The 20,781-nt window shown below is 62.7% G+C and carries 24 protein-coding genes; 15 read left to right on the top strand and 9 right to left on the bottom strand.

Annotation, left to right across the window (positions count from 1 at the left end; all coding sequences use genetic code 11):
* Positions 1-9 precede the first annotated feature (9 nt).
* Positions 10-1,248: a mannosyltransferase gene (locus tag AOT87_RS02680; RefSeq protein ID WP_057968185.1), complete on the bottom strand. Its 1,239-nt coding sequence runs from the start codon at positions 1,246-1,248 to the stop codon at positions 10-12.
* 141 nt (positions 1,249-1,389) lie between these two features.
* Here AOT87_RS02680 and AOT87_RS02675 point away from each other — a divergent pair, with 141 nt between their 5' ends.
* On the top strand, positions 1,390-2,040 hold the full coding sequence (locus AOT87_RS02675) for a hypothetical protein (RefSeq protein ID WP_030094755.1): 651 nt from the start codon (positions 1,390-1,392) through the stop codon (positions 2,038-2,040).
* A 29-nt stretch (positions 2,041-2,069) separates the two neighbouring features.
* Here the strand turns inward: AOT87_RS02675 and AOT87_RS02670 are convergent, their stop codons facing one another.
* Positions 2,070-2,645, bottom strand: a complete 576-nt coding sequence (locus AOT87_RS02670) for an HhH-GPD-type base excision DNA repair protein (RefSeq protein WP_198528428.1) — start codon at positions 2,643-2,645, stop codon at positions 2,070-2,072.
* 116 nt (positions 2,646-2,761) lie between these two features.
* Between AOT87_RS02670 and AOT87_RS02665 the strand changes: the two genes are divergently transcribed.
* The 7 genes from AOT87_RS02665 (at position 2,762) to AOT87_RS02635 (ending at position 9,482) form a co-directional block, all read left to right on the top strand.
* Positions 2,762-3,055, top strand: coding sequence for a hypothetical protein (locus tag AOT87_RS02665; protein WP_057963867.1), 294 nt, complete (start codon positions 2,762-2,764; stop codon positions 3,053-3,055).
* Positions 3,052-4,080, top strand: a complete 1,029-nt coding sequence (locus AOT87_RS02660; protein WP_057968183.1) for a hypothetical protein — start codon at positions 3,052-3,054, stop codon at positions 4,078-4,080. Before AOT87_RS02665 ends, AOT87_RS02660 begins: the two co-directional genes overlap by 4 nt.
* Positions 4,081-4,203: 123 nt before the next feature.
* A complete protein-coding gene (locus AOT87_RS02655; RefSeq protein WP_057968182.1) occupies positions 4,204-4,536 on the top strand; it encodes a DUF485 domain-containing protein in 333 nt (110 codons plus the stop codon).
* A complete protein-coding gene (locus tag AOT87_RS02650) occupies positions 4,533-6,167 on the top strand; it encodes a cation acetate symporter (protein ID WP_109398655.1) in 1,635 nt (544 codons plus the stop codon). Before AOT87_RS02655 ends, AOT87_RS02650 begins: the two co-directional genes overlap by 4 nt.
* A 44-nt stretch (positions 6,168-6,211) precedes the next feature.
* On the top strand, positions 6,212-7,420 hold the full coding sequence (locus AOT87_RS02645; protein WP_057968181.1) for an MFS transporter: 1,209 nt from the start codon (positions 6,212-6,214) through the stop codon (positions 7,418-7,420).
* Positions 7,421-7,701: 281 nt separating this feature from the next.
* Positions 7,702-8,091 carry a hypothetical protein gene (locus AOT87_RS02640; RefSeq protein ID WP_030094748.1) on the top strand — a complete coding sequence of 130 codons (390 nt, stop codon included), beginning with the start codon at positions 7,702-7,704 and terminating at the stop codon, positions 8,089-8,091.
* 89 nt (positions 8,092-8,180) lie between these two features.
* Positions 8,181-9,482, top strand: coding sequence for an acyltransferase (locus tag AOT87_RS02635; protein ID WP_057968180.1), 1,302 nt, complete (start codon positions 8,181-8,183; stop codon positions 9,480-9,482).
* Here AOT87_RS02635 and AOT87_RS02630 read toward each other — a convergent pair.
* Positions 9,479-9,664: a DUF5302 domain-containing protein gene (locus AOT87_RS02630; protein WP_030094745.1), complete on the bottom strand. Its 186-nt coding sequence runs from the start codon at positions 9,662-9,664 to the stop codon at positions 9,479-9,481. The genes AOT87_RS02635 and AOT87_RS02630 overlap by 4 nt on opposite strands.
* 60 nt (positions 9,665-9,724) lie before the next feature.
* Here AOT87_RS02630 and AOT87_RS02625 point away from each other — a divergent pair, with 60 nt between their 5' ends.
* From AOT87_RS02625 to AOT87_RS02610, 4 genes are read left to right on the top strand one after another with little or no spacing between them, the layout of a single operon-like run.
* Positions 9,725-10,573: a class I SAM-dependent methyltransferase gene (locus AOT87_RS02625; RefSeq protein ID WP_030094744.1), complete on the top strand. Its 849-nt coding sequence runs from the start codon at positions 9,725-9,727 to the stop codon at positions 10,571-10,573.
* A 2-nt stretch (positions 10,574-10,575) separates the two neighbouring features.
* Entirely contained in the window at positions 10,576-11,169 is a 594-nt protein-coding gene (locus AOT87_RS02620) for a class I SAM-dependent methyltransferase (RefSeq protein ID WP_057968179.1), read from the top strand.
* Entirely contained in the window at positions 11,166-11,687 is a 522-nt protein-coding gene (locus AOT87_RS02615; protein ID WP_057968178.1) for a DUF1697 domain-containing protein, read from the top strand. Before AOT87_RS02620 ends, AOT87_RS02615 begins: the two co-directional genes overlap by 4 nt.
* 13 nt (positions 11,688-11,700) lie before the next feature.
* Positions 11,701-12,510, top strand: coding sequence for a class I SAM-dependent methyltransferase (locus AOT87_RS02610; RefSeq protein ID WP_030094741.1), 810 nt, complete (start codon positions 11,701-11,703; stop codon positions 12,508-12,510).
* Positions 12,511-12,537: 27 nt separating this feature from the next.
* Here AOT87_RS02610 and AOT87_RS02605 read toward each other — a convergent pair whose 3' ends face one another.
* Entirely contained in the window at positions 12,538-13,182 is a 645-nt protein-coding gene (locus AOT87_RS02605; RefSeq protein ID WP_057963862.1) for a class I SAM-dependent methyltransferase, read from the bottom strand.
* Positions 13,183-13,239: 57 nt separating this feature from the next.
* Between AOT87_RS02605 and tpx the strand changes: the two genes are divergently transcribed.
* Entirely contained in the window at positions 13,240-13,734 is a 495-nt protein-coding gene (gene tpx, locus AOT87_RS02600; RefSeq protein WP_030094739.1) for a thiol peroxidase, read from the top strand.
* Between the two features lie 4 nt (positions 13,735-13,738).
* Complete coding sequence (locus AOT87_RS02595; RefSeq protein WP_057968177.1) at positions 13,739-14,551, top strand: nuclear transport factor 2 family protein; 813 nt, start codon at positions 13,739-13,741, stop codon at positions 14,549-14,551.
* Here the strand turns inward: AOT87_RS02595 and AOT87_RS02590 are convergent.
* From AOT87_RS02590 to AOT87_RS02570, 5 genes are all read right to left on the bottom strand, one after another.
* Entirely contained in the window at positions 14,542-15,183 is a 642-nt protein-coding gene (locus tag AOT87_RS02590; RefSeq protein WP_057968176.1) for a TetR/AcrR family transcriptional regulator, read from the bottom strand. The two genes, AOT87_RS02595 and AOT87_RS02590, sit on opposite strands and share 10 nt — an antisense overlap.
* On the bottom strand, positions 15,176-17,386 hold the full coding sequence (locus AOT87_RS02585) for an MMPL family transporter (RefSeq protein ID WP_057968175.1): 2,211 nt from the start codon (positions 17,384-17,386) through the stop codon (positions 15,176-15,178). The genes AOT87_RS02590 and AOT87_RS02585 overlap by 8 nt, the downstream gene beginning before the upstream one ends.
* Positions 17,387-18,181: 795 nt before the next feature.
* On the bottom strand, positions 18,182-18,994 hold the full coding sequence (locus AOT87_RS02580; protein ID WP_057969819.1) for a hypothetical protein: 813 nt from the start codon (positions 18,992-18,994) through the stop codon (positions 18,182-18,184).
* Between the two features lie 8 nt (positions 18,995-19,002).
* Positions 19,003-19,314, bottom strand: coding sequence for a hypothetical protein (locus tag AOT87_RS02575; RefSeq protein WP_057970266.1), 312 nt, complete (start codon positions 19,312-19,314; stop codon positions 19,003-19,005).
* Position 19,315: 1 nt separating this feature from the next.
* Positions 19,316-19,885, bottom strand: coding sequence for a hypothetical protein (locus AOT87_RS02570; protein WP_070922639.1), 570 nt, complete (start codon positions 19,883-19,885; stop codon positions 19,316-19,318).
* Positions 19,886-20,369: 484 nt separating this feature from the next.
* Here AOT87_RS02570 and AOT87_RS02565 point away from each other — a divergent pair, with 484 nt between their 5' ends.
* Positions 20,370-20,765, top strand: coding sequence for a hypothetical protein (locus tag AOT87_RS02565; RefSeq protein WP_057969816.1), 396 nt, complete (start codon positions 20,370-20,372; stop codon positions 20,763-20,765).
* Positions 20,766-20,781: the final 16 nt, after the last annotated feature.

The raw sequence follows: 20,781 nt of genomic DNA, 5'->3' as shown, positions 1-20,781 counted from the left end.
GCCGCAACGCTAGCCGGTGGGCGAAACTTCCCGATTCCAAGCCCGTGACCTGATCCCCGTCACCGCCATCCAGGTCAACGTCGCCATTGCCGCCACAATGTCCACCAGCCCGGCCCATGCCAACGGCCAGGGCCGGTCGATGCGCCAGATATCCGGTTGGGCGAAACTGAGCAGCCAGGGCACCCCGACCAGTAACAGCACCAGCCATCCGTACCCAAAGATCTTCGCGCCCAGTTTTTCTCGCCAGGGCCCGTGGAGTAGCCACACCATGAACGGAACCATCCACACCCAATGGTGGGTCCATGAGATGGGCGAGATGAGCAGACCGAACATCTGCACCACGCAGATCCGCCCCAACCTGTCGTCCACGGCCCGCCAGGCGAAAAAGGCCAGTACCGCTGTCACCAGGTATGCCACCAGCACCAGTGCTCCCGAGCCCGCGTCGTGGCCGAGAATCCTGGAGATCCCGCCCCGCCAGGACTGGTTGAACACGGTGGCGATCGGCCCGATCCGGTCCGGCTTACCCAACAGATCGGTGAAGTAGTAGCGCCCCTGCTCCCCGACGATCGCGATGCCCACCAGCACGGTGAGCACAAAGACCACCGCGGCCCAGATGGCGGTCGCCCAGCGGCGCGCACCCAGGAAGTAGAGGCCGGAGACCAAAGGAGTCAGCTTCACCCCGCCTGCGAGTCCCACCAGCGTTCCGGAGATCCACCACCGCGATGACGTCACCGCCAGCAAGATCAGCAGCATCAACAACACATTGATTTGCCCGTAGTCCAGGGTCGAACGCACCGGTTCGGTCCACATGGTCACGGCCGTCCACACGGCGGCCCCACGCGCGTCGTCGAATCCGAGTAACCGCTGACTCAGCCGGACCACCGCGTAGAGCGCGGCGATGGTGCCCAGAATCCAGCACAGTCCGAGCAGAGTGAACGGAAGCAGGTGCAGCGGCCAGAACACCACGGCCGCAAAGGGCGGATAGGTGAAGGGCAGCGGGAAGTCCGGCGTCTTGTCCGGGTAGGTGAACTCGTAGAGATTGCCGTGGCCCAGAGTTGCCGGACCGCTGACGTACACATGCAGGTCCACAAGGTCGGCACCGTGCGGCGTTAGGTACGCCCAGGCGAGGCGCACCGCGACACTCAGCGCCAACAGCCACGGAGCCCATTCGCGGACACGCCGCCACGCCGACGCGCCGCGTGTCGAAACCTGGGGCTCGGCATTCGCCCTGGTCGGCTCTGTTCTCATCGGGGCTTCGATAACCTCGCTCACTCGTTTTGGTAACGGTTCCATCTACGCCACACGCGTCACTTGAGTAACACGCGTAACGGATTACCTTGGCGTTTAACACCAGTAATCACGTCTAGCGAAACAGCATTGGAGTTCAATATGTCACGGATCACCAACGTCTTCATGGGCGCGTCGATCGCGGCCTTCGCGTCGGCCGGCCTGGCGCTGGGCCTGGCGTCGACCGCCAGCGCTGACCCCATCCCCGCCCCGGGGCCGAACCCGACCAACCCCGCCGCGATCCTGGGCCAGGCAGCTTCGGGCTTCGGTAACGCGCCCGCCGCCGCACCGGTTGCTCCTGCGGCACCCGCGGCCATCGCCGCACCGGCCGCACCGGCGCTGCCGGCCGTCGCTCCCGCGGCACCGGCTGCTCAGGTTCCGGGCCTGGCTCCTGCCGCACCGGCCGCTCAGGTTCCGGGCCTGGCGCCCGCCGCACCTGCGCTGCCTCCGGCCGCTCAGGCACTGACGCCGGCAGCCGCCCAGGCGCTGTCCCCCGCGTCTGTTCCCGCAACCAGCAGCGTGCCCGGCGTTTCGCAGATCCCCGGCGCAGACGGTGTCACCCAGACCGTTGATCTGTGGGCCACCAACCTGCCCAAGCTGCTGCCTGCCGGAGTGCAGCAGACGCTGATTCCGCCGGCCCTGGTCAACGGAATCCCGGCAGCCGCAGCGGCTCCCGTCGCCGGGCTGCCCGCCGCGACCGCTCCCGGTGTTGGGGTGGTCCCGTCGGCACCGCTGTTCGCGGCGCTGCCGTAGTTCACGACACAAGCGAGGCGGTCAGGGCTTTATGCCTTGGCCGCCTTTGCTTTTGCCGCAGCCTTCATTTCTTTCTTGTGGGCGCGCACCAGCCCCAGCGACTCGCCGTCGACGACGTCCGCAACCGACAGATGGGTGTCCTTCTCGCCATAATTTCCGGCGGCCTTGCGCCAATCCTTCGGCTGGACCCCGTATTGCTTGCCGAGCAGCGCCACAAAGATCTTGGCCTTCTGCTCACCGAAACCAGGCAGCGCCTTGAGCCGCTTGAGCAGCTCGGCCCCGTCCGGATCGCCGGTCTTCCAGATGTTCTCGGCGCGGCCGTCGTACTCATCAACGATCTCCTGCGCGAGCACCTGGACGCGCTTGGCCATCGAGCCGGGGAAGCGATGGATCGCGGGCCGTTCGGAACATAAGGCCACAAACTTGTCGGGGTCGTACTCCGCAATCTGGTGCGCGTCGATACCGCCGATCCGGTCGGCGATCTTCTTCGGCCCGGCGAACGCCACTTCCATCGGGATCTGTTGATCGAGGAGCATGGCGATCAGAAGCGCTAGCGGATTCTCCTCCAGCAACTCATCGGCGGCCGGATCTTGCGCAAGCTGCAATTTCGCCAATGTGACATTCCTTCCTTCTGAACTTTGACAACGCCAGCGGTGCTACGCTACGGCAACTTGGGCGACCAAGATCACAGTGTTCGGGGAGGCTGCCGCTGTCAGGCCAATTGGACGTTGATCTAGAGGCGTTGCGCAAGCTGTCGCCGGAATTACGAGAACAGGCCCACAAACTGTGCAGCCGGGCCGACAACCCCACGAGGGTCGAAGCGGGGGATGCTCCATCGCTGACCGCCGTCAGACGACTGGTCACCGAAGTCATCCCCGAGCTACAGCGCATGTTCGCGGCGCGTTGCGTCAACATGGCTGACTTGTCCGAGCAAGCACAGACCCGGTTCGGGGATACCGAAGAGTACGTGCGCCAAACCATCCTTTCGGCCGCGTCCCTGTCGAGGCCGCAATGAAGTCGGATTACTCGGCCAGACGGTTGTTGACCAACCATCCCGAACAGTCGATCGTGCCGTTGCGCCTGGCGATGCTGACCGCCACCGAGCTGCAACATCGCGCCCAGGACTACAAACATTCGGTCGACATGCCCGGCGGCCTTCCGTGGGACGGTGAAACCGCGCGCGCGGTCCAGGACACCGCGGCCAGTGACGAGAAGACGATCTACCTGGCCACCCAGGTGCTGCTCGATGACGCCCCGAAGGCCTTGGTCACCTTGGAGTTCCAGTCGATTGAGTACCGCCGCGAGGCGGTCGACCTGTACAACGAGGCCAGCGATCATGGCTACACCGTGGCCGAGGACCTCACTGTCAGCTGGAACATGCAGCCCGATGCCAGCGCGGAGGTCATCGAGAAGGCAAACCAAAGCGCCGCCAAGTTCACGCGGGTGATGCGCAAGGCCTACGACAAGTGGTGGGCCGCCGAACTGGAAGCCCAGCAGCAGATCGACGCCATTTGCGATGAGTTGGCGGCCTCGTTCAACCCCTTCTGCGGGCTGACTCCCGCACAGGGAAATCGGGACGGGGAGCATTTCCAGGCGGACAGCCAGCGCGATCAGAGCGTGCTGAGCAGGGTCAACGCGGCATCACTCTTGGATGATCGGCAGCTCAAGGATCTCGCCGCGGGTAAGAGCGTCACCATCCCGTCCAATCAGCTGCAGTATCTGTACGAGTTCGCGCAGTCTTTCGACGGGAAGTCCGCCACCGAGATCGCCGCGATCAAAGCAGCACTGCCCGAGGAATCCCGCGATGCGATGACGCGGGCATTCGATCTGGTCTCCAACAATCAGGTCAAGTCCGGCGTGCCCTTCACCGATGGCGCCCTGAAGAACTTCATCCCCGATGTCGGCTCCGAGCCACGTCTGCCCGACGGCATCGTCAGCGAAACAATCCACCTGCCTCCGGTCGAACCGACCGATGCCGAGAAGTTCTTGCGCGCGGTCAACCAGCAGTACGGGGATGAATCGGTACACCGGAGCGTGTGAGCGGTCGCTCCCGCAGCCGGTCAGGTGAACACCTGACAAACCAGCGCCAGAAACCCCGCCGCTGTGACTCAGCTCTCATTACGCTCTCCCAGCACCCTTACAGGTACCCATAAGGAGCCAGCGTTGACCGCGATCGATCCTAGCGAGCTGTCCACCGAACGAGCCCTGGAAATCCAGAGCAGCCCGGAGTTTCAGGAACTTCGGAAGATATTGCGACGCTTTGTTTTTCCCATGACGGCATTCTTTCTCGCGTGGTACGGCCTGTACCTGGTGCTGGGCGCGTTCGCCCATGACTTTATGGCGATCAAACTCGTCGGCAACATCAACGTGGGACTCGTGCTGGGCCTTGGCCAGTTCCTCACGACCTTCGTCATCACCGGCCTCTACGTCAGATTCGCCAACCGCGAGCTGGATCCGAAGGCCGCGGCCATCCGCGCCGAGGTGGAACAGGCATGAGCACCATATCGACGCTGGCGGCCGAAACCGTCGGTAATCCGGCCACCAACATCGCGATCTTCACCGTCTTCGTCGCCGTCACCCTCTACCTCGTCATCCGAGCCAGCGGCAGCAACAAGACCGCAGAGGGCTTCTTCACCGGCGGCCGCGCCTTCTCCGGCCCACAGAACGGCATCGCCATCGCCGGCGACTACCTTTCCGCCGCAAGCTTTCTCGGAATCGCCGGAGCCATCGCGGTGTACGGGTATGACGGCTTCCTATACTCCATCGGATTCCTGGTGGCCTGGCTGGTGGCCCTGCTTCTCGTGGCCGAATTACTGCGCAACACAGGCAAGTTCACCATGGCCGATGTGCTGAGCTTCCGGCTCAGGCAGCGCCCGGTGCGTCTGGCGGCGGCCACGTCCACCCTGACGGTGTCACTGTTCTACCTACTCGCGCAGATGGCGGGTGCCGGAGGCCTGGTGGCACTCCTGCTCAACATTCACAGCCGATGGGGCCAATCGATTGTGATCGGCGTGGTTGGCGTGCTCATGATCGTCTACGTCCTGGTGGGCGGAATGAAGGGCACCACCTGGGTGCAGATCATCAAGGCGGTCTTGCTGATCAGCGGCGCGGCGCTCATGACGGCCGCGGTGTTCGCCAAGTTCGGTTTCAACTTCTCCGACATCCTCGGCGCGGCGCAGCACGCCGTGTCCGACAGTCACACCAAAGGTGTTGCGTCCCGCGATGTTCTGGCGCCGGGCGCCCAGTACGGCGGCTCGTTGACATCGAAGATCAACTTCCTGTCGCTGGGACTAGCGCTGGTGCTGGGCACCGCCGGCCTCCCCCACGTCTTGATGCGCTTCTACACCGTGCCCACCGCCAAGGAGGCGCGGCGTTCGGTGGTGTGGGCGATCGGACTGATTGGCGCCTTCTATCTGTTCACCCTGGCGCTGGGCTACGGCGCCGCGGCGCTCGTCGGACCCGATCGCATCCTGGCGGCGGCGGGCGGGCAGAACTCGGCCGCACCACTGTTGGCCTTCGAACTCGGCGGCGTGATCCTGCTGGCGGTGATCTCGGCGGTGGCCTTCGCCACGATTCTCGCGGTGGTGGCCGGGCTGACGATCACCGCATCGGCCTCCTTCGCACATGACATCTACGCCTCGGTCATCAAGGGCCACAATGTCTCTGAAGCAGAGCAGGTCCGGGTGTCGCGGATCACCGCAGTGGTGCTGGGTGTCATCGCGATTGGGCTCGGCATCCTGGCCAACGGGCAGAACGTCGCGTTCCTGGTGGCGCTTGCCTTCGCGGTCGCGGCGGCGGCCAATCTGCCGACCATCGTGTACTCGCTGTACTGGGCGCGGTTCAACACCCGCGGCGCGTTGTGGAGCATGTACGGCGGCCTGATCTCCACCATCGTGCTCATCGTCTTCTCCCCCGCCGTCTCCGGCGCCAAGACCGCGATGATCCCCGGGGCCGACTTCGCCTTGTTCCCGCTCGCCAATCCGGGCATCGTGTCGATTCCACTGGCCTTCCTGCTGGGCATCATCGGGACGCTCACCTCCAGCGACAAGGGCGATCCCGGGTTGAACGCCGAGATGGAGGTGCGCTCCCTGACGGGCATCGGCGCAGAAAAGGCGATTGCACACTGATCGTGGCGGAATGAGACAGGCCCGCCCGTGACTTACATTGGGTTGTGATTGCTCGCTTGCGCCACTCGGCCGCGTTCATCCTGCTGGCGTTCAGCTTCTCGGCAGTCATGATCGGCACCACAATGCCGACTCCCATGTACGCGTTGTACTCGCAGCAGATGCATTTTTCCGTGCTCACCACCACGGTCGTCTACGCCACCTATGCCGCAGGCGTGCTGTTCGCGCTGCTGATGTTCGGCGGCTGGTCTGATGTTCTCGGCCGTCGTCCGCTGTTGCTGACCGGAGCCGGGTTCGCCATCCTCAGTTCGGTCATCTTCCTGTTCGTCGACTCTGTTCCGCTGCTGCTGATCGCGCGCATCGTCTCGGGACTATCCGCAGGGTTTTTCACCGGTGCCGCTACCGTCGCCGTCATCGAGGCAGCACCCGAGCAATGGCGGGGACGGGCCGCCGCCGTGGCCACCATCGCCAACACCGGCGGCCTTGGATTGGGCCCCTTGGTGGCCGGTGTTCTCGTTCAGTACGCGCCCTGGCCTACACATCTGGCCTTCATCGTTCATATCGGACTTGTGTCGATCGCCGTGGTCGCCCTGCTCTTGGCACCCGAGACCGCACCGCGGCACGGCAAACTTGGTGTGCAACGCCTTTCGCTGCCTCCCGAGGTCCGGGTGACATTCGCGGCAGCGGCGACGGCGGGATTCGCGGGATTCGCGGCACTCGGATCCTTCACGGCGGTGGCACCCGGGTTCCTGTCCGGGGTACTCGATATCGACAACCACGCGGTGGCCGGGGCAAGCGTCTTCCTGACGTTCGGATCTTCTTGTGTGGCACAAATTCTCGTCCGGCAGGTACCGGCCGCCAAGGCGCTGATCCTTGGCTGCGCAATCCTGCTGACCGGGATGCTGCTCGTTGTGGTGGCCCTGCATACTTCGTCACTGCCCTGGTACCTGGCCAGCGCCGTCGTGGTGGGCATCGGACAGGGCATCAGCTTCAGCCGCGGACTCGCCTCCATCGCCGACCGGACCCCCGAGGACAACCGTGCCGAAGTGACCTCCAGCTACTTCGTGGTCGCCTATGTGGGAATCGCCCTGCCGGTCATCGGCGAGGGCCTGGCCGCCCAAGCATGGGGACTGCGCACCGCGGGCGTCACGTTCGCACTCGCCGTGGCCGCCCTGGCCGCGCTGTGCCTGATCGCCGTCATCTGGCAAGAGCGCCCGCGCCGGGTGAAACCGGACGCACCGGTGAGCACCGGCTAATCAAGATCTGTTGCCCCCACACCCCATGACCACAGCTGTACTGCCGAAAAGGTTGGTAGCACAGCACAGTTCGCACACCCATGGCTAGACACTCGGATCAGAAATCGTTCATCCGATAGGGGTTGTCCGGGCTGTGGATCGGCGCTAAGTTGTCGGCGACCCCCGCCTACTTCGGGGTCGTTACCGGTCTTTTCAGAAGGAGTCGATGGGTCGTGCCTGAAGTCGTGCCGGATGACGGCGAAGCCCCAGTCATTGTCAGCCTCGTCGATGCGGCAGTGCACATGTACGCCTCCGCCATCGACACCCTGCCCGAACCCAGCGACGCCGAATACGGCGAACGCGTCGCCGTCGTCCTGAGCGGACTGCGCAAGCTTGAGGGCGCGATCTCGAAGGCCGCCGGCCGCAGCCGCGTGACGCCGTCGGTGATCGTCGCGCTGAGCGGGGTGCGCCATCGCTACGACGATCTGATGAAGGACGCGGCCAACAGCCCCAGCGCGACGCTGGGCCAGCGTCTGTACACCGCACGTCGGCGCGCCCGGCTCACCGCACAGGAAACCGCCAATGGCGCAGGCCTCAAGGTCGGCTTCCTGACAGCGGTCGAGTCTGAGGAGCAGGTCACCGAGGACGAGGCCGCCAAGATCAAGGACCTCATCGCCGCGCTCGGCGGCTAGTCCTACGCGGCGGGCCCAGGGGAAACTACCTAGCGAGATCGCGTAGCGACGCGCTGTGTCGGCGATCGGCACTCGGCGACGCTGGGTGCATGACGATGACTCTGGGCCTGCCCACCGCCGATGAGGTGGGCGCCGCCACGGCGGCAACGCGCGACCGCGCACTTGACGTGATCCGGATCGTGTCGCTGGTCGGCGTGGTCCTCGGGCACACCGTCATGGCGGTGAGCGCCATCGACAACGGCGTGTTGTTGTGGGGCAACCTGCTCAACGGTCGCCCCGTTTTCCAGGCACTCACCTGGGTTTTCCAGATCATGCCGCTGTTCTTCTTCGCCGGGGTTGCCGCGAGCGTGGGCTCCTGGAAGCCCGGAACCAGCTGGGGATCCTGGCTCATGCATCGCTGCACCCGCCTGTACCGCCCGGTGTTCTACTACCTGGGCTTCTGGGCGGTGGCGCTGCTGATTCTTCGGCAGATCCTGCCGCTGCACGTATACGAGCCGGTCGCGGGGGTAAGCACCCAGCTCCTGTGGTTCCTTGGCGCCTACGTGCTGGTGCTAGCGGCGGTTCCGCTGCTTGCCCGCATCACGACCACGCGGAGCATGCTCGGCGCGCTGGCCGGGATCTATCTGGGTATCGCGGCAGTTGACGTGCTGCGGCTGGGGCTGGGGGCTCCCGCCGGCATCGGATACGTGAACTTCGTGGTGTGGCTGCTGCCGGCGGTTTTAGGCGTGGGGTACCGCCGGCAGCTGATCACCCAGAAGGCGGCGCTGATGCTCGCCGCAGCTGTTTTCGCGATCAACATCGCGCTGGTGACATTCGGCCCGTACACCATCAGCCTGGTCGGGGTGGCCGGCCAGAAGGTGCCGAACATGATCCCGCCGTCGCTGGTGTTGGCCGGGCACGCGATCGTCCTGTCGGCATTGGCCATCGCGGCGATGCCTGCCATCAATCGATGGGCTCAGCGCCCACGGGTCTGGTGGGCCGTGGCCATCGGCAACTCGGGCGCGATGACGCTGTACCTCTGGCACATGCCCGCGCTGCTGGGCATGCACCTGGTGTTCGATTTCCTGGGATTCCCCCGATACGACACCACGGCAACGAATTTCGTCTTCTTGTCAGTGCTTCAGGTGGTGACGATGACCATCCTGGTGGCGGGCCTCTTCCTGGCCCTGCGACCGCTGGAGAACAACCCCTTGCCCGGCTGGGACGGCGGCTACGTCGCGCATCCCGGTGTGCGCAGCGCGGCCGTCGGGGTAGCGCTGATGGCCGCCGGCGGGTTCACCCTGGCGTCAGTGGTGTGGGGGCTCAAGGGCTTTGGCCTCGTGTGCTGGGTGGTGGTGCTCGCCGGGCTGATCATCGCCCGGTCACTGGCCAGCCAGAGGCGAGTGGCTTAACCGCTCTTACGGCGGAATTCGCGATGCGAGCCGGCCCGGCCATGTGCATGGGTCGGCTTGCTTGCGGTGTCCTTGTGGTCGGCGGCGGCGTTGGCCTTGTTGTTCTTGCGGTCAAGGGCCTCGCGGAACTTGCGCTTGGCATCATCCGCGGCCGAGTCTCCGCCCGCCTTCGATTCGGTCATACCGGTCAGCCTAACCAAGGGGCAGTCCTATCGTCGCCCCATTTCACTAGCATCAGCGTCATGACCGAGTCTGATGCTCTTCGCCCACGTGGCTCATCGAGGATCAGCGGAGACAGCCTGGAGGGCGTCTCGGCTACCACCCTGTGGACTCTGCACAATCGCGGAACCGAAGCCAAGCGGCCGGACGGTGTGATCAAGGATCCGCTGGCCGCTGAACTCTTCGATGCCATCGAGTACGACTACCGCAAGTTCGGGCGCCCGTCACAGTCTCACGGGCTGCGGGCGCTGGCCTTCGACACACAGGCACGTGTGTATCTCGCGACGCATCCCCGGGCGGCGATCGTCGCACTCGCCGAGGGCCTACAGACCAGCTTCTGGCGCCTCGGCGGTGCGGAATCGGCAGCCCAATTCACTTGGTATTCAGTCGATCTGCCACCGGTAATGGAACTGCGCACGAAATTACTGCCCGAGAACCAGCGGATCGTCGGGCTGGCGCAGTCGGCCCTGGACTTGAGTTGGATGGATCGGGTCGACGCCTCAGAGGGCGCGTTCATCACAGCCGAGGGCCTACTCATGTACCTGCAGCCGGAGGAATCTCTCGGGCTGATCGAAGCCTGCGCCAAGCGTTTTCCCGGTGGCCAGATGATGTTCGACAGCATCCCGCACTGGTTCAGCAGGCGCACTCTGCAAGGGCTCAAGTTGTCGGACCGCTATGTGGCCCCGCCCATGCCGTTCGCGCTGACACCCGACGAAGGCGAGGCACTCTCCTCAGTTCCGGGAGTGGTGGCCGCCGTCGACATACCGCTGCAGCCCGGCCGTGGCCTCTGGAAGTTCGTCAACGCCAAGCGCCTTGATCGTGGATTTCTGCGCCGCACACGTCCCTCCATGACGCTGCTGCAGTTCGGGTAAGTGTGCCCACCCGGTGGAACCACAACATCCATTACCAGCGCGAGGTACTGCGCAGGGTTCCCGCCAGCGCCACTGATGTGCTCGATGTCGGATGCGGCACCGGGATGCTGACACGTGAACTGGCTCCGCTGGCGCAGCGGGTGGTAGGGATTGATTCCGACGATCCGAGCCTGCGGATCGCCCGCACGGAAACATCGGCACCCAACGTCGAATATATCCACGCCGATTTCCTCCAGCATCCTTTTCCTGCAGGATCTTTCGATCTCATCGCCGCCATCGCCTCACTGCATCACATGGATGTCGAACGTGGTTTACAGCGGATGTCGGACCTGCTGAAGCCGGGCGGCAGGATCGTCGTCGTCGGCTTCGCCGCCAGTCACTCGTTGACCGACCTTTGGTACAACAGCCTCGGCTTCTGGACGCACCGCTACTACCGCTTCCGCCACGGCTGGTGGGAGCATCCCTCGCCGATTATTTGTGAGGGCCTGGACAGCCACGACGAGGTGCGACGCATCGCCCAGCGCGTGCTTCCCGGCGCCCGGCTACAGCGCCTCGTGCTGTGGCGTCACCTGCTCACCTGGGAGAAGCCATCATGACCAGATACGCCGCCCTGCTGCGCGGAGTGAACGTTGGTGGCATCACGATGAAGATGGCCGATGTCCGCGATGCCCTCACCGCTGATGGATTCGCTGGTGTGACAACAATTCTCGCGAGCGGCAATGTGTTGTTGGATGCCACCGAGCCTGCGGCCGCGGTGAAGGAAAGACTGCAGCAGGTACTAGGCGATCGCTTCGGCTACGAGGCCTGGGTGCTGGTATACGACCTGGATACGGTCGGCCGCATCATCGATGCGTTCCCGTGGGAGCCTGATATCGACGACGTGCACTCCTACGTGATGTTCTGCAGCGACCCCGCGGTGCTCACCGAACTGGCGGCCCTTGGCGGCGAGCTCGATGACAGTGAACGCATCGCCGCCGGTGATGGCGTGCTGTATTGGCAGGTGCCCAAGTCGCAGACCCTGGCCAGCCCCGTCGGTAAGACGATGGGCAAGAAGCGGTACAAGTCGACGACGACCACCCGCAACCTGCGGACGTTGCACAAGCTCGTTCGCTAGTACTGTGGCTGGCATGGCTGCCATTGATGCCCGCCACCTCGACGGGGTGTCGGAGACCGCGCTCATCACGCTGAATCAGCGGGCCACCGAGGCGAACCGGCCCGACGGCGTTCTTGAGGACCCGATGGCTATCGTGCTGCGCGACAGCCTCGATTACGACTACCACCACTTTGGTCGCACCCACCAGGGAATCGCGCTGCGGGCGTTGACCTTTGACAACGTTTCCAACGACTATCTCGCGGCTCACCCGCGTGCCACGGTGGTGGCGCTGGCCGAGGGTCTGCAGACCAGTTTCTGGCGCATCGACAACGGCGAGCTGAACTGGTTGTCCGTCGACCTGGAACCCATCGTGCGGTTGCGCCAACAGTTACTTCCGCCCTCTGATCGGCTCCGCTACATCGCGCAGTCGGCACTCGAGCACTCCTGGATGGACCAGGTCGACGACTCCAACGGCGTCCTGATCACCGCCGAGGGGCTGTTTATGTACCTGGAGCGCGATGTGGTGTTCGACCTCATCGCCGCCTGCGCTAAGCGCTTTCCCGGCGGGTGGATGGTCTTCGACACCATCCCCTGGTTGATGAGCGTCTATTCGCAGCGGCGCGGTTGGAAGCTCAGCGAGCACTACACGGTGCCGCCCATGCCGTTCTCCTTCACCGCGCACCAATACGGACAGCTGCGGGCTCTTGACGGTGTGCGCACGGTGCGTGAGGTGCGGATGCCTCCCGGACGCGGAAACTTCCTGAAGCTGGCCACGCCCCTGTTCTACGACCTGCCGTTCTCTGACCGGATCAGGCCGGCGATGACGGTCGTCGAATTCGGTTGATCCGCGGGCACTCCAAGCGCGTCTGCACTACGCGGGTTTGACCGCGCGCCCGATCACGATCGACGAGGACGGCATCGGGATTCCGAATATCTTCAGCCAGTCGTCGCGCCGTTCCTCGATCTGGAACCCGGCCCGTTCGAGCGCTGCCAGCGTGTCGCGGTGCGTATGGCAGTTCCCGAACAATCGGGGCCAGAACGTCGCGTCGACCACGCGCTGAGCCACTCCGAGCGCGCCCCCGTGGGCGACGTGCTCGAAGAAACGCACCTCACCGCCGGGCTTGAGCACTTCGAATGCCTGCGCGGCGGCACGATCGGGGTCGCCGACCGAACACAACACCAGCGAGCACACCACCGCGTCGAATCGGTCCTCGCCGGTGACGGTGAGATCCTCGAACACGCCAGCGGTCACCGTCACCGGGATCGCCGAGGCAGCGGCCGCATCCTCGGCCTGCGGACGCAGCCCGGACTCGGGTTCCAGGGCCATCACCGACGTCACGGTGCTCGGGTACAGCGAGAAGTTCGAGCCGGTGCCCGCGCCCACCTCCAGGACGCGTCCGGTCAGGCCCCGCAGATTCTCGGCGCGCAGCTCCTTGATCTCTGGAGGTTCGCGCCGCGCGATGGCGGACCACGTTGCCGAGAAGAACCGGTTATCGAAGCTGACGGGCGTCGTCATGCCTCCAACCTAACCCCGCTGATGCAAACAGCACACGAACTCTGGAACACTGGACCCATGGCACAGATCACGTTGCGCGGAAACCCCATCAACACGGTCGGCGAGCTTCCCGCTGTCGGCTCTCCTGCCCCGGCATTTGAGCTGGTAGGCGCCGATCTCGGCCCTGTGACCAGCGATCAGTACCGGGATAAGCCGGTGATCCTCAACATCTTTCCTTCGATCGACACCCCCGTCTGCCAGACCAGCGTGCGGACCTTCAACCAGCGTGCCGCTGAAGCGGGCGCGCCGGTGCTGTGCGTGTCCAAGGACCTGCCGTTTGCCCAGAAGCGTTTCTGCGGCGCAGAGGGCATCGAGAACGTGGGCACCGCCTCGGCATTCCGCAGCGCGTTCGGTGAGGACTTCGGCATCACGATCGCCGACGGCCCAATGACCGGGCTGCTGGGCCGCGCGATCGTCGTGATCGGCGCCGACGGCAACGTCGCCTACACCGAGCTGGTGCCCGAGATCGCTCAGGAGCCCGACTACGACGCGGTGCTCGGGGCACTGTCCTAAACCGGTGTCCAGCGCACCATTCGCCGACGAGCTGCTGGCGACCGTTCAGGCGTCGCCCGCAGCTGTCGGTGCACACGACAAGGACAGCTGGGTCGGCCTCTTCGCCACCTACGGCCAGGTCAACGACCCGGTGGGTTCGCGACCTCATATCGGTGAGGCCGCGATCAGCAAGTTCTACGACACCTTCATCGCGCCCAACACCATCGTGTTCGAGGTCGAAAACGATGTGGTTGCCGGGATGTCGGTACTGCGCGATCTGACCATTCACACCACGATGTCGACCGGCGTCACCATGCACATCCCGATGCACCTGCGCTATGACGTGGTGGAGGACGGTCCGGCCGCATCGCTCAAGATCGATCGGTTGTTCGCATTCTGGGAATTGCGCGCGATGATCGGCCAACTACTGGGCGCCGGTAGCGACGGGCTACTGGCGAGCGCGAAGCTGGGACCGCAGCTGCTGAAGAACCAGGGGCTCAACGGGGTGCTGGGGTTCATGCGCGGCCTCAAGGGCGTTCGCGAGACAGGCAAGCAGCGCGTCCAGGAACTGGCGGGCGCCCTGGCTGCCCGAGACGTCCCGACGGTCACCCGGCTGCTCTCCCCCGACGCCTCCCTCTCCCTGGACGGCGTCACCGACGCATCGCTGGCCGAGTTCGTCTCGGCAACAAGCTCGTTGACCGTTAACAAGCTACTGGCCGCGGGCTCCTCGGTATCGGCCACCGTGCACCTGGGTGATCGGCGCGGAGTCGGGCTCTTCGAGTTCTCCAACAACTCGGCGGCACCGGGCACATTGGCGTCGGTGCGGCTCTACTTCTGACGCGGCAGCACTGCGGTCAGATCGACATCACTGACCGCCTGTCCCAGGCACGCTGCGCGTAAGGCGTTGTCGGCGAACAGTTCCGCATCACCCCACGGCAGATATGGTTTGGTGACCAGCATCGAGGCCACTCCATGCGCCGCCGACCACAGCTGCAGACCCATTGCGACGGTGTCGCCGTCGGGGTAGAAGCCTTCCTCCACGAGTTCCTGAACCCCCTTGTGCAAGTGCGCAAATGCCGCACTCACCAGCGTTTCGTCCAGTTCGCTGTCATCGCGGGGCGGCGCCGAGGTGGCCAGCCGGTACATCAGCGGGGTCGCGACGGCGAAGCGCACGTAGGCCATACCTTGCGCGTGCAGGCGCTCCAGCGTGGTGTGCTGATCAACGGCCGCGGCCACCATCTCATCGTCGAGCCGCTGGTAGTACTGCCCGCACACCGCGTCCATCAGCTCGTCCTTGTCCGCGAAATGCAGATAAATCGACGGTGGGGTCACACCGATCTTGCGGGCCACCTCACGGATCGACGGCGCGCGCAGCTCCCTGGCCTCCAGGACAAGTCCGATTGCGGCGTCGATGATTTCGTCGCGCAGTTGGTCTCCTTCACCGCGCAACGAACGCGGACGCTTAGTCACTGAATCCGATTCGGTCATGGAGTTTGACCAGCGGTTTAGGTGCCCACCAGTTGTAGCGCCCGAGCATTCGCATGAACGAGGGCACCAGCAGCATCCGGATGATGGTGGCGTCGACCACGATCGCGATGGTCAGTCCGGTGCCGAACATACGCATGAAGGACACCTGCGCGGCTATCAGCGCGGCAAAGGCGATGGTCATGATCATCGCTGCGGCGGTGACGACCCGCCCGGTGCGGGCCACGCCGAGCGCCACGGCTTCGTCGTTGTCGGCGCGGGTGCGTCCGGATGCCATCCAGTACTCACGGATCCGGGAGATGAGGAACACCTCGTAGTCCATCGACAGCCCAAACGCGATACAGAACAACAGCATCGGCATGGTGGCGACGATCGTTCCGGTGACCTCGGTCCCGAATCCGCCCAGGTGCCCCTCCTGGAAAATCCAGATCAGCGCGCCAAAGGTTGCCGTCAGGGACAACACGTTGAGCACGAGTGCCTTCAGGGGCAGTACCACCGAGCCGGTCAACAGGAACAGCAGCGCAAAGGTGACGATCGCGATGATGGCCAGCACCAAGGGCAGCTTGTCCACGATGCCTTCGACGGCGTCACGGTCCAGTTGCGCTCCCCCGCCGATCTTCACCGTGGTATCGCCCGGGCCGGGTAAGGCATGGATGGCGTCGAGCTGACGCTCGGCATCGGCCGTGTAGGGCTTGGCACCCGTCTGCACCGTGAAAAGTGCTGTCCCATCTTTGATCCCGGTTGCACCGGAGGGCGGGCCGACCTTCATGCCCCGGATGAAGGCGCCGGTGGGTGCGGCCACCTCCTTGACGTCCTCGATCTTCGACAGGTCCGTCGCGTACTGATCGATTCCCGTCGGCGGCACCGCCCCGATGCCCTCGGCGATGACGGACAGGTTGGTGGAGCTGTTGTTGTTGAAGTTCCGGCGCATTTCGTTGCCGACCTGGTGCACCGAGGCCGACGCGGGCAGCACCCGGTCATCCGGGAACCCAAACTTGCCGTCAAGGAATGGCAGGCCGAGAACCACCAATGCCGTGACGATCACGATGGCGATCGGAACCGCGCGGGCCATAACGCGTTTGGTATTCCGGTACCAGAACGTCTCGGTGACGTCCTTGGCGACGGGTTCTGGCCTGCCCAGGATCTTGCGGATGAGACGGCGCACGTCGAGCGCATCGATCCGGTCGCCGAGCAGCGTGACCACTGCCGGCACGATGACCAGTGCCGCGATGGCTCCGACAAAGACCACGGCGACACCCGCGTAGCCGAATGACTTGAGGAAGTACATCGGGAACAAGATCAGCGCCACCAGCGCGAGGGCGACCGTCAGCGCCGAGAACAGCACGGTGCGCCCCGCCGTGGTCATGGTGAGCACCAGCGCCTCATCGCGCGGCTTACCGGCGTTCACCTCTTCGCGATAGCGGCTGATGATCAACAGCGAGTAGTCGATAGCAAGCGCCAATCCCATTGCGACGGCTAGGTTCAACGCGAACACCGATACATCAGTGACGAACGTCAGGCCCCGCAGGATCGACATCGCCCCCACGATCGAGAACACCCCGACCACCAGGGGCAGTAGCGCCGCGTAGAGGCCGCCGAAGATCCAGACCAGCACCACGAAGCTGATCGGAATCGCGATCGATTCCATGACCAGCAGGTCCTTCTCGGACTGTGTGACGATCTGGTTGTAGAGGGTGGCGACTCCTCCGGCCTTGATCGAGACGCCATCGCGATCGACGGCGAGCGACTTGATGAGAGTCGCCGCGTGCTTTTGCGCGTCGTTCTCGCCACCGGTCAACCCGGCGACGATCAGCCCGGACTTGCCGTCCGTGCCGAAGAGATCCTCGGCGACGGGCGGCGGCGCCGTCCACGCCGAGGTCAGGTTGAGCACGTCGCCGGATTCCTTGAGCTGGCGCTCCAGATCGCTTGCGACGGCGCGCATCTGCGGGCTCTTCACGCCCTGCTCGCTGGTGAGCATGAAGACCAGGGACTGATCGCTGATGCCGAACTTGTCCGCGAGAACCCGTGTCACATGAGCAGACTCGGAATTGGGGTCCTGCTGCCCGCCCGCGGCGAGATGCTTGGTGACCGGTACGCCGAAGATGGCGGCCGCTATGGCGATAAGTAGTGCCGCACCGAGTACGAGGCGAGGTGCCGCGATAACCGATCGAGCCAAACGTTCCAGCATCGCAACGCCTTCCTCCAGAGAATAACGGCGTTAAGTTATCAGCGATAAGTTAGGCGGTCAAGGTTCCGAGCGTCCCCGCCGACCGCATACCGCACGCAGGTCTTTCGGGCGTTTCCCCTGCGTGCAGTATGCGCTCGGCGAAGGGACTCTAGCCAGATCCCGCGACCTTCCTCACTATCGCCAGAAGCCTCTCGGCAGCTGCATGCACATCGCCTTCTGAAATCGGTTCTCCACGCGCCGGGTCCAAGCCGCGAAGAGTCGGTAGATTGACGTGTCCAGACCAACCGTCCTCAACGAGAGAGAACTCCACGGCCGCCGTTGTCCGCCAGTCATGCGCGGAATCGTCTTGCCAGAACATAAAAATGGGGACGTTGTCTATCGACAGCGATCGGCTTTTCCAACCCGGCCTCGGCGGCCTTTTTTCCGGTTCCTGAATCACTTTCAGCGAGATGTAGTAAGGCTCTCTCTTTGGCGGCTCAGCCGCTACATTTTCCCGATTTGATATGTATGTACAACTCGCTTGGGGCGGAGACATTCCGTACACACGAGCAGATGTGAATGAATCGGGATCGTAGGTAGTGACACCTCCCCGAGTTCCTATCCAATCTACTTGGAGAAAACCAACAAGATATTGACAAACATCGCCCATTTTGATCGAGGGAATGGCTGTAGTCACGGATGTTGGGGGATCGCCATTCTGAGACGAAGGAACACAACCCGCCAGTGCACTTATCAAAGTACCCACCGCAATAATCCCGAGAGCAGCCCCTCGGGTGAAGTTACCTCGCAGATCTATCATGATTTGTTCACATCGGATTCTACTGACCAATCATTTGTACCATCAATTACACTGGCATCATTATATCGGCCAGTGGTCGCTGCAGGCCAATGGCCGCCAGGCAATCCCCTGGTAACCGAGGGCATACTGTCCAACTCCAATTTTGCCTTATATTGTTCTCGCAGGGCCGTCTCCTGAGACGTTGCTAGCTGCGTTACCAAATCGATGACACCCGTAAGACAATCAATAGTGTCAGACACCCCCCAGGGCGCGGTAATAACTGCAGCGATCTTGCCGATTGCCCCGGTCACCTTACTCAGGAATCCAGTCACCGCTTGAATCAAGTCTTTATAGAAATTCCATCCACTGTCTGCTAGGTCCATTAGTTTCTGGGAGACTTGATTGTTCATTTCATAAGCAGCCCCCAGCGCGGTTACCTGCAGGGCCCTAGCATCACCGTACTTGCCAGCGGCAGAACCAGTCCAGTATCCGCCGAAGGTGGTGTCCTGACTAACAGTGTCACTCGCATCCTTCACATGATTTTGAACCTCACTTTTCCAAGCATGCGAGTAGTCGATAAATGTATTCGGCGCATCAGCACCCTTCAGAACCTCATCCAGCTTCTTTAGTAGGTCCTCAATATGTTGCGTTATTTCAGCCTCTTTGGTATCAATCCACTCAGCGGTGAGAAAGCCAACGAACCCCATACTACCTACGACGCTACGAAGAACTTTGAACGCGTTGTGTGCCTTTTCTTTTAAATCACCACATTCTTGCTGCTTGCTTTTGAAAAGGCTCAATGTGCCCTTATAGTCCGATTTCTCGACCACTCATCCCCCTAATACAATCCCTTTATTGCATGCGTATTACTGTCTTCTTCCCTCTGATAAGTCTCCGCATTTTCCTGGAGGGTCGAGGACACATTTCCAGCTTCTGAAGCGCCTTCCTTCATGCGATCTTGGACATACGATGCGGCATCGATGTACGCCTGATATGCATTCTGAAAGATCCCCGCCTCTAATTTGCTGAATTTAAGATCGGCAATCTTTTCGCTGCCTTTAGTTAGGTCTTCTGACGCTGCATGCCAGGCATTAGACGCTGTCTTCATGCGCTCAATTGATACGTTGAGTTGCTTCTTAGATGGTGCCATGTCAGCTATTCCTACTCACGAGCAGATCCGTTAGATGAGCCATCAGGCGAGCCTCGAGCTGATCATCAGATTCTCCAGAATCTTCGCTGGCAATAAGGCTGCTTGACCTCATGGATCTGATCTTTGCGCCACACGCGACTACTTCGTTGGCCACGACCCTTGGGCCTACTTCCCCAGCCCAATCGGGGGAGACATCGAGTGTCGTGATAATAGAATTGTCAGCCACCAAAGATACGCCGGGTCTACCGTGGTTATCTCTAAAATGACTTTCCGCACGGAAAATCCCCCCAAAGGAATCAACGGCCTTCTCCATATACTGATCCCAGGTGGCTGCAGTTAGGAAGTCGAGTATCTTTTGACGGCGCGAAGGCATTGTTCGAAACGAATCCGGGTCGCGCGTCTCGAGCAGCGCCCGCATCTGCGTTAGCAGTGCATTTCCATATCCAATAGCGATGGCCCGCTCGTATTCGTGCGGGCTCAACGTGTTAAAAATCTTCACCTCAACGGGGAGATTGTCACCGTCGATGGTTACTTCAACCGCTCCCTTGCGACTGTGTTCACCCGAAATCACCAGCTAGTACCCACCCTCCTGCGTCGCGAACCTACTCATCTACTTCTAATGATGAGTAAGTGCTGCTGCAGGTTCCCTTCGACGGAAAGAAATTCTTAAATAGTTCAATATTCAATAAATTCGTAACGGGGACCCGGGGCGAAGGTGTCCAGATCTCTCTGAAGTTGCGGTTCGCTGACCTTGTTGACCCCCACTACACCACGCTGCCGATATGAAACAAGCGCAATGCCTAGTCGTCTCGAAGGGGCGTGGCCGACGTCAGCGCCTTCACGAGGCGTACCGAATCGGTACGAGAAGTGCATCTCAACATCGTCGGTGACACACTCACGCCGAACGTTGCCAGCCGACCCCAGCTGGCCCGCCGCAGGCACCTGACGACCCGAGTTCCTCCTCATCCGAAAAAACATGGAACCAAACGCGGTGTTCTAACGTCGGAGCTAGATGTAGGAAAAATATGTCTGCTTGACCAGCGAGGGGAGCGTCCATGCCCGGAGACTCAGGGCTCGATATGAACGAACTGCACCTGGCGCCCGGAGCCGCGACGAAGGTCTCACAGGAGTTCAGCGCGGCAGTCGACAAGCTAGAGGCGCTACGAAGAGACGCGAACTCATTCGCCAGTGATCTCGGCATGGGCTCATGCGCCGAAGGCTCGTCCTGGAACACAGCCCTAAACGAGTTAGTGACCGGCGATGCTGACTCCGTCTCAGCCGTAATCGGCGCCCACATCGACACTGTGAAGACGTGGGCGGAGTGGGCCAAGGTTGCGCAGACCGAGTATGACAACACTGAACACAGAAACGCCGAATCATTCGAGCAGCTCAGGGGCGACACGATCGACAGCAATGGCCTGGGTGTCTACCCACCGCCCACCACAAGCTGACAGCTCAGGAAGACTC

Origin of the sequence: Mycobacteroides sp. H003, from assembly GCF_001440135.1 — a bacterium.
Lineage (GTDB): Bacteria > Actinomycetota > Actinomycetes > Mycobacteriales > Mycobacteriaceae > Mycobacterium > Mycobacterium gwanakae.
The sequence above is the reverse complement of the archived record's forward strand: the minus strand, read 5'-3'. Positions and strand labels throughout refer to the sequence as shown.

Coding starts and splice junctions, on each gene's coding strand:
- AOT87_RS02680 (WP_057968185.1), bottom strand. CDS start 1,248: ATGAGAACAGAGCCGACCAGGGCGAATGCCGAGCCCCAGGTTTCGACA.
- AOT87_RS02675 (WP_030094755.1), top strand. CDS start 1,390: ATGTCACGGATCACCAACGTCTTCATGGGCGCGTCGATCGCGGCCTTC.
- AOT87_RS02660 (WP_057968183.1), top strand. CDS start 3,052: ATGAAGTCGGATTACTCGGCCAGACGGTTGTTGACCAACCATCCCGAA.
- AOT87_RS02650 (WP_109398655.1), top strand. CDS start 4,533: ATGAGCACCATATCGACGCTGGCGGCCGAAACCGTCGGTAATCCGGCC.
- AOT87_RS02640 (WP_030094748.1), top strand. CDS start 7,702: ATGTACGCCTCCGCCATCGACACCCTGCCCGAACCCAGCGACGCCGAA.
- AOT87_RS02635 (WP_057968180.1), top strand. CDS start 8,181: ATGACGATGACTCTGGGCCTGCCCACCGCCGATGAGGTGGGCGCCGCC.
- AOT87_RS02630 (WP_030094745.1), bottom strand. CDS start 9,664: ATGACCGAATCGAAGGCGGGCGGAGACTCGGCCGCGGATGATGCCAAG.
- AOT87_RS02625 (WP_030094744.1), top strand. CDS start 9,725: ATGACCGAGTCTGATGCTCTTCGCCCACGTGGCTCATCGAGGATCAGC.
- AOT87_RS02615 (WP_057968178.1), top strand. CDS start 11,166: ATGACCAGATACGCCGCCCTGCTGCGCGGAGTGAACGTTGGTGGCATC.
- AOT87_RS02610 (WP_030094741.1), top strand. CDS start 11,701: ATGGCTGCCATTGATGCCCGCCACCTCGACGGGGTGTCGGAGACCGCG.
- AOT87_RS02605 (WP_057963862.1), bottom strand. CDS start 13,182: ATGACGACGCCCGTCAGCTTCGATAACCGGTTCTTCTCGGCAACGTGG.
- tpx (WP_030094739.1), top strand. CDS start 13,240: ATGGCACAGATCACGTTGCGCGGAAACCCCATCAACACGGTCGGCGAG.
- AOT87_RS02585 (WP_057968175.1), bottom strand. CDS start 17,386: ATGCTGGAACGTTTGGCTCGATCGGTTATCGCGGCACCTCGCCTCGTA.
- AOT87_RS02575 (WP_057970266.1), bottom strand. CDS start 19,314: ATGGCACCATCTAAGAAGCAACTCAACGTATCAATTGAGCGCATGAAG.
- AOT87_RS02565 (WP_057969816.1), top strand. CDS start 20,370: ATGCCCGGAGACTCAGGGCTCGATATGAACGAACTGCACCTGGCGCCC.